Origin of the sequence: Micromonospora orduensis (genome assembly GCF_006228125.1) — a bacterium.
In the GTDB taxonomy this organism is placed as follows: Bacteria; Actinomycetota; Actinomycetes; order Mycobacteriales; family Micromonosporaceae; genus Micromonospora; species Micromonospora orduensis.
On the sequence record NZ_VDFY01000214.1, the window covers coordinates 1 to 7811 of the forward strand.

General features: G+C 71.1%; 6 protein-coding genes. 2 read left to right on the forward strand and 4 right to left on the reverse strand.

The annotated features are described in order from the left end of the window. Positions 1–567 precede the first annotated feature (567 nt). A complete protein-coding gene (gene tyrS, locus FHG89_RS24555) occupies positions 568–1860 on the reverse strand; it encodes a tyrosine--tRNA ligase (protein WP_139586782.1) in 1293 nt (430 codons plus the stop codon). An 82-nt stretch (positions 1861–1942) separates the two neighbouring features. Between tyrS and FHG89_RS24560 the strand changes: the two genes are divergently transcribed. Then, positions 1943–2350 (forward strand): PaaI family thioesterase, encoded by a 408-nt coding sequence (locus FHG89_RS24560; RefSeq protein WP_208761091.1) that lies wholly within the window; start codon positions 1943–1945, stop codon positions 2348–2350. Between the two features lie 17 nt (positions 2351–2367). Here the strand turns inward: FHG89_RS24560 and FHG89_RS24565 are convergent, their stop codons facing one another. The 3 genes from FHG89_RS24565 to FHG89_RS24575 form a co-directional block, all read right to left on the reverse strand. Continuing rightward, entirely contained in the window at positions 2368–3693 is a 1326-nt protein-coding gene (locus tag FHG89_RS24565) for a hemolysin family protein (RefSeq protein ID WP_139586778.1), read from the reverse strand. Positions 3694–3811: 118 nt separating this feature from the next. Then, complete coding sequence (locus tag FHG89_RS24570; protein WP_139586779.1) at positions 3812–4453, reverse strand: YgjV family protein; 642 nt, start codon at positions 4451–4453, stop codon at positions 3812–3814. Positions 4454–4462: 9 nt separating this feature from the next. Continuing rightward, positions 4463–4963 carry a GNAT family N-acetyltransferase gene (locus FHG89_RS24575; protein ID WP_139586780.1) on the reverse strand — a complete coding sequence of 167 codons (501 nt, stop codon included), beginning with the start codon at positions 4961–4963 and terminating at the stop codon, positions 4463–4465. Between the two features lie 142 nt (positions 4964–5105). On the opposite strand from FHG89_RS24575, the gene ppdK reads away from it, so the two are divergent. Then, positions 5106–7766 (forward strand): pyruvate, phosphate dikinase, encoded by a 2661-nt coding sequence (gene ppdK, locus FHG89_RS24580; RefSeq protein WP_139586781.1) that lies wholly within the window; start codon positions 5106–5108, stop codon positions 7764–7766. Positions 7767–7811 lie beyond the last annotated feature (45 nt).

Consider the following 7811-nt stretch of genomic DNA (forward strand, 5'->3'; position numbering starts at 1 on the left):
CCAGTCCGGGGTATAAATCATAATTGGCACTGGCTTTACAAGCACCCTGTTGAGTTCTCAAAGAACAACCACACACCGATCAGAAGCACCACACTCAGTGGAACCCATCTCGGGGCTTTTCCCGCTCGGCGCTCCGGCGCTTTCAGCGCCAGGCACTTTTACTACGTTACCCGCCCGTTTCCGCCGTGTCAAACCGGTGTTTCGCGGTTCGTCGTGCTTCATCAGTTAATGCGGGCACCATGTCTCGACCGGCTTGCGCCGCTCTCGTCACGGATTCGGTAGGCCGGCCGTCGCGATTTCTCGCGACCCGCCCGGTGCCCTACCGACTGCCAACCATACCCGGTCGGTTTCGCCGCGCCAAATCCGCCTCGCGGCGTTTCTGGTGGCACCTCCCGGTCCGGAATCCGGTGGGCACGCCCGCCCGACCCCGAGGCCGTCGCCGCGCTCCGGCCGCTTCGGCTTTCGCCTGTTTCGTCCGTTCCGCGCTGGCAGAGAGAAAGTTACGCGTCCGGCGGAGTGATCGTCAAATCCGCCGGACGCGTCCCCCGTCACACCGTCGACGGTCGGCTATCCGCCCAGCTCAACGCCCGCGAAGGAGCGCTTGCCCCGGCGCAGCACCAGGTACCGACCGTGCAGCAGATCGTCCGGAGACACCGCGGCGTCCACGTCGGTCACCCGGTGGTTGTTGACGTACGCACCGCCCTCGGCGATCACGCGGCGGGCCTCCTTGAGGCCGTTCACGAGCCCGGAGTCCCGAAGGAGGCCTGCCACGTCGGGCAGCTCGCCGGTGAGGCGCACCAGGCCCGCCTCGGTCAACGCCGCGCGCAGCGTCTCCGGGGCGAGGTCGTCGAGCGAACCACGCCCGAACAGCGCCTGGCTGGCGGCGATGGCCTGCCGAGTCTCCTCGGGGCCGTGCACAAGCGTGGTCAGCTCCTCGGCGAGCGCCCGCTGGGCCAGCCGGGCGGCCGGTCGTTCGGCGGTGGCCTTCGCCAGCTCCTCCAGCTCGTCGCGGGAGCGGAAGCTGAAGTACCGCAGGTAGCGGTCGACTTCCCGGTCGTCCACGTTGAGCCAGAACTGGTAGAACGCGTACGGGCTGGTCATCGTGGGGTCGAGCCAGACGGCGCCGCCCTCGCTCTTGCCGAACTTCGTACCGTCTGCCTTGGTGACCAGGGGCGTGGTGAACGCCTGCACCGGCCCCGCGCCCCGCCGGCGGACGTAGTCGACGCCGGCGGTGATGTTGCCCCACTGGTCGGAGCCGCCGAACTGGAGCTGACAGCCGTGCCGACGGTGCAGCTCGTAGAAGTCGTTGGCCTGCAACAGCTGGTAGCTGAACTCGGTGAAACTGATGCCGGTCTCCAGCCGGGCCCGCACCACCTCCCGGGCCAGCATCTTGTTCACCGGGAAGTGTTTGCCCACGTCGCGGAGGAACTCGACGATCGACATCTCGCCGGTCCAGTCCAGGTTGTTGACCAGCTGTGCCGCGTTGTCGCCGGTGTACGACACGAACGGCGCGAGCTGTTCGCGGATCCGCTCGACCCAACCGGCGATCACCTCGGGTGGGTTGAGCGCCCGTTCGGCGCTCTCCTTCGGGTCACCGATCTGCCCGGTGGCCCCGCCGACCAGCAACAACGGGCGGTGGCCGGCGAGTTGCAGCCGGCGGGCCATGAGGACCTGCATGAGGTTGCCGACGTGCAGGCTCGGGGCGGTGGGGTCGAAGCCCACGTAATAGGTGGCGGCAGCCCCGCCGTCGAGCAGCTCGCGCAGCTCGTCGAGGCCTGTCGAGTCCTGAATGAGGCCACGCCAGAGCAGGTCGTCGGTCAGGGAGTCCCGCCCGGTCGGCGGGGAGCTGCTGTCGGTCACGGTCACCGATTCTCCCCCATCGCCGGCGCCGACCCGTACCGGGTTTGGCGCAACCCGTCCCGGTTAGGCTTGCGCCCCGTTGATCGAGGAGGGTTTTGCCGTGGAGAAGCCGGATCTGACGGGTGGCTTCGTCGCCCTGCTCGGGCTGAAGTTCGAGGAGGCCACCGCCGACCGGGTGGTCATCAGCTGGCCGGTCCTCCCGGAGCTGCACCAGCCGTTCGGCATCCAGCACGGCGGGGTGTACTGCTCGGTGGTGGAGACCGCGGCCAGCGTCGGTGGTTCGCTCTGGCTGGGCGACCGGGGGACGGTCGTCGGGGTGTCGAACCAGACGGACTTCCTGCGGGCCGTCCGGGACGGCGAGCTGACCGCTGTCGGCACGCCGGTGCACCGGGGCCGCAGCCAGCAGCTCTGGCAGGTGGAGATCACCGACGCCGACGAGCGGCTGGTCGCCCGCGGACAGGTCCGTCTGCAGAACCTCTCCCGCGACTGAGCCGCGCCCTCGACGGGTCAGCTGCGGGCCTCGTCGAGCACCGGCTCGGCGTCCCGCTCGGCGTCCGTCTCGTCGGGCACCCGGCTCAGTCGTACCTCGGTGATGGCCCGGTGGTCGATGCCGGCCACCATCAGGACCCAGCCGTCCAGGGTCACGTCCTCACCGGCCACGGTGGGGATGTGCCCGAGGCGGGCCAGCACCAGCCCGGCGACTGTGGTGTAGTCGCCGTCCGGGCGCGACGGCAGCTCGACGCCGATGTCCGGAAGGTCGTGCACCGGGAAGGTGCCCGGCAGCACCAGGGCACCGTCCGGTTCGCGGCGCACCGAGTAGCCGTCCCGGTCGGTCTCGTCGTAGATCTCCCCGACGATCTCCTCCAGGATGTCCTCCAGCGTCACGATCCCGTCGACGGCACCGCGCTCGTCCACCACCAGGGCGATGTGCTGGCGTTCGGCCTTGAACTGGCGCAGCGCGTCGACCACCGGCAGCGAGTCGGGCAGCAGCATCGGCGGGCGGGCGATCTCGTCGACCGGCCGGTCGTCGGGCACGCCGACCAGGTCACGCAGGTGGATCACTCCGGCCGTGTCGTCCAGGCCGCCATGGCGCACCACCGGCGCGCGGGAGTGCCCGGTGGCGGCCAGCACGAGCCGCGCGGCCTCCGCGGTGGTCCCGCTGTCGAGCGTGAAGACCTGCAACCGGGGTACGAGGACAGCCCGCAACCGCCGGTCGGCGATCTCGACGGCGCCGGCGATGATGGTGCGCTGCTCCTTGGTGAAGCCGTGGTTGCCGGCGACGATGTCGCGCAGCTCGTCCGGGCCGATCTCCTCCGGCTGGTGCTTCGGGTTGAGCCCGACCAGACGGACGACCAGGTCGCTGGTGGCGCCGAGCGCCCAGACGGCCGGGCGGGTGAGGCTGGCGAGCAGGTCGAGCGGGCGGGCCACCAGCAGCGCCCACCGCTCGGCGGACTGCATGGCGATCCGCTTGGGGGCCAGCTCGCCGAAGACCAGGGTGACGAAGGTCAGCGCGAGGGTGACCACAACGATGGCCACCGTCTCGGCGGCCTTGCCGAACACCCCGAGCAGCGGTACGAGGGGCTTGGCCAGGGAGACCGCGGCGGCGGCGGAGGCCAGGAAGCCGGCCAGGGTGATGCCGATCTGGATGGTGGCGAGGAAGCGGTTCGGGTCCTTGGCGAGGCGGGCCAGCACCCGCCCGGCCCGGCTGGTGCGCTCCAATCGTTGGATCTGGCTGTCCCGCAGCGACACCAACGCCATCTCACTGCCGGCGAAGAGCGCGTTGATGACGACCAGGATCCCGACCAGGGCCAGTTGGCTCCCGTAGCTCTGCACGCCCGGTTCGCTCCCTCAACTGTGGTGACGCCGGCGGGTACGCGCGGCGCCGCCGGCCGGCGAGCCGGCCAGCGTACGCGCTTCTGTGCCCCGTGGGGCGGCGACCGAATCCTGCTCGCTATGCCGAATCGGTGGTCACCGGCGCCGGCAGGTCGAGGACGTACGCGCCCCCCTCGGGGCGGAAGCCGAGCCGATGGTAGTAGGGGGCGACCATGCCGGGTGGGCTGACGACCCGGTGGAAGCCGCGTTCGGTGAAGAGGCGGCTGCGCCGGTAGACGAACTCGCCGGGGGTGAAGTCGCGGAACTTCGGGGTCACGTAGTCCAGGTCGATCTGGGCGACTCCGCGTGACTCGGCGTGTGACAGCACCACCCCGACCACCTCGTCGGCGGTGACCACCAGGAACGCGGACCGTCCCGGAGCGTCCGGGTCCCAGTGGAAGTCGGGGTTGAACCGGGCGATGTCCGTGCCGTGCACGCGCAGCGTGTGCGCCAGGAACTGGTCGCCGACGCCGACCTCGACCACCTGGTAGGTCTTCTCGTCGTGCCGGGTGGCCAGCATGCCGCGCAGGTACCAGATGTTGATCACGGCGAGCACGATGTTGAGCCCGACCATGGGCCAGACCTCGATGGCGGCGTTGTAGCCGATCAGCACGACGCAGCCGACGAGGTTGAGGGCGCGCAGCCGCAGGACGCGCGACTGAAGCAGCGACCAGACCAGCACCGCGGAGCCGGCCCAGCCGACGAGATCCAACCAGTTCACCCCGCGAGACTAGTGCCCGCCCAGGTCAGGGGTGTCGGCGGGCAACTCCAGCAGCCATTCCTCGACGTCGGCGCCGCGGCCGTTGGCGTACCCCGAGTCCTCGCCGACCACGACGAACCCGCATTTGCGCAGCACCGCGAGGGAGGCGGCGTTGTCCTTGGCGGCGCGGGCGTGCACCGGCCGGGGCAGCTCGCGCAGCAGGGCGGCCAGGGCTGCGGTGGCGTGACCGCGGCCCCACCGGGTCGGGTCGATCCAGTAGCTGACCTCGGTCTGGTCGTCGACCGGGAAGGCGCTGACGTAGCCGACCACCTCGCCGTCGATCTCGATGGTGCGGACCAGGTTGACGGGATTGGTGAGCACCCGCGCCCAGTGCCGGGCGAACTCGCGGTGGTCGGACGGGTCCTTGGGGCCGAAGGCGGCCATCCGGTTGGCCTCCGGGTCCTGCTGGTGCAGGAAGAATTCCACGAGGTCGTCCTCACGGACCGGGCGCAGTAGCACGTCGGACGTCATCGGGTGAGAGTACGGCTCGGCTGTGACGGTGCGGGACCTCTGGCCCGCCAGCCGTACCGTCCGGCCCTGCCGACAGCCCTCGACACATTGGTACGAACAGATGGAGAGGTCCGTGCGGTAAACGACAGTGGAGGCCGGAACCATGCCCAAGTACGTCTACGACTTCATCGAGGGTGACCGGGGCAGGGCCGACCTGCTGGGTGGCAAGGGCGCGAACCTGAGCGAGATGACCCGGCTGGGGTTGCCGGTGCCGCCGGGGTTCACGATCAGCACCGACGCCTGCCGCGCCTACCTGCGCACCGGTGCGCCTCCGGACGGGCTCTTCGCCGAGGTCAACGCGCACCTGCGCGACGTGGAGGCACGGCTGGACCGCCGGCTCGGCGACCCGCACGACCCGCTGCTGCTGGCGGTCCGCTCCGGTGGCCGGTACTCGATGCCCGGGATGATGGAGACGGTCCTGGACATCGGACTCAACGACACCACGGTCGGCCCTCTGGCCGCGCACAGCGGTGACGCCCGGTTCGCGTGGGACTCGTACCGGCGGTTGATCCAGATGTTCGGCCGTACGATGCACGGACTGCCGGCGGAGGAGTTCGAGCGGGAGCTGGAGGCGCTGCGGGCGACGGCCGGACCGGCCGGGCCGAACGCCGAGCAGTTGCGCGACCTGGTGGAGACGTACAAGAAGATCTTCGCCGCCCACGTGGGGCACGAGTTCCCGCAGGCCCCGCACGAGCAGCTCTATCTGGCCATCCGGTCGGTGTTCGAGTCGTGGAACTCCGAGCGGGCGCGGTTGTACCGCCGCCAGGAGCACATCCCGGACGACCTCGGCACGGCGGTGAACGTCATGGCGATGGTCTTCGGCAACCTCGGCCCGGACTCCGGCACCGGGGTGGCGTTCACCCGTGACCCGGCAACCGGAACGCCAGGCGTGTACGGCGACTACCTCGCCAACGCCCAGGGCGAGGACGTGGTGGCCGGCATCCGCAACACCGTGGGTCTGCCCGAGCTGGCGCGCATCGACCCGGTGAGCTACCGCCGGTTGCTTGAGATCATGGCGACGTTGGAGCGGCACTACCGGGACCTGTGCGACATCGAGTTCACCATCGAGCGGGGGCGGCTGTGGATGCTGCAGACCCGGGTGGGCAAGCGGACGGCCGCGGCAGCGTTCGTGATCGCCGCGCAGCTGGTCGACGACGGGCTGATCACGCTGGACGAGGCGTTGCGCCGGGTCACCGGCGCCCAACTGGCCCAGCTTATGTTCCCCGCGTTCGATCTGACCGGCGCGCCGACACCGCTGGCCGTCGGTCTCGGCGCCTCGCCAGGCGCCGCGGTGGGCCGGGTGGTCTTCGACTCGGCCGCGGCGGCGGCCGCCGACGGACCGGTGATCCTGGTACGGCGGGAGACCAACCCGGACGACCTACCCGGCATGATCGCCGCGGCGGGGGTGCTCACGTCCCGCGGCGGTAAGACCTCGCACGCCGCCGTGGTGGCCCGGGGCATGGGGCGTACCTGCGTCTGCGGCGCGGACGCGCTGCGCATCGACGCCGAGCGCGGCGAGTTCACCGCCGGCGACCGGGTCGTGCGGGCCGGCGAGGTGATCTCGATCGACGGGACCACCGGTCGGGTCTACCCGGGCGAGGTGCCGGTGCAGCCGTCCCCGGTCGCCCGGTACCTCGCCGGTGACCTGGCGTCGCAGGCCGACCCGCTGGTCGCGGCGGTACACCGGCTCCTCGGACACGCCGACGCGGTGCGCCGGCTGGGTGTTCGGGCCAACGCGGACACCGGTGCGGACGCCCGGCGGGCCCGACGGTTCGGCGCCACCGGCATCGGTCTGTGCCGCACCGAGCACATGTTCCTCGGCGAGCGGCGGGAGCTGGTGGAGCGGCTGATCCTGGCCGACGGGCCGGACGAGGTGACCGCCGCGTTGGACGCGTTGCTGCCGTTGCAGCGGGCGGACCTCGAGGAGATCCTGACCGCGATGGACGGGCTGCCGGTGACGATCCGCCTGATCGACCCGCCGCTGCACGAGTTCCTGCCCCCACTGCATGAGCTGACCGCGCGGGTGGCCCGCGCGGAGGCCCTCGGCGAGGACCCGGGCCGCGACGGTCGCCTGCTGATCGCCGTACGCCGGATGCACGAGGCCAACCCGATGCTCGGGTTGCGCGGTGTGCGGCTCGGGTTGGTGATCCCGGGGCTGTTCGCCATGCAGGTCCGGGCGGTCGCGGAGGCCGCGGCGCAACGGATCCGCGACGGCGGCGACCCCCGCCCGGAGATCATGGTGCCGCTGGTCGGCGACGTGCGCGAACTCCGCGCGGTGCGCGCCGAGATCGAACCGGTCATCTTCGGGGTGCCGGACGCGCCGGACATCCCCATCGGCACGATGATCGAGGTGCCCCGGGCGGCGCTGACCGCCGGGGAGATCGCCGGCGCGGCGCACTTCTTCTCCTTCGGCACCAACGACCTGACCCAGACCGCCTGGGCGTTCTCCCGCGACGACGTGGAGGGCTCGTTCTTCAGCGCCTACCTGGAGCGGGGGATCTTCGGCGTCTCGCCGTTCGAGAGCATCGACGCCGTCGGTGTGGGCCGCCTGGTCCGGATGGCCGTCGCCGAGGGTCGGGCCGCCCGCCCGGACCTCACCATCGGGGTGTGCGGTGAGCACGGCGGCGACCCCGACTCGATCGCGTTCTTCGCCGACGCCGACGTGGACTACGTCTCCTGCTCGCCGTACCGGGTGCCGATCGCCCGGCTGGCCGCCGGGCGGGCGGCGGTCGACGTCACCACCGGCACGTCCGACTCCCGCTAGGAGGCAGCGCCATGACCGCGATCCTCAACCCCACCGGCCCCGCCC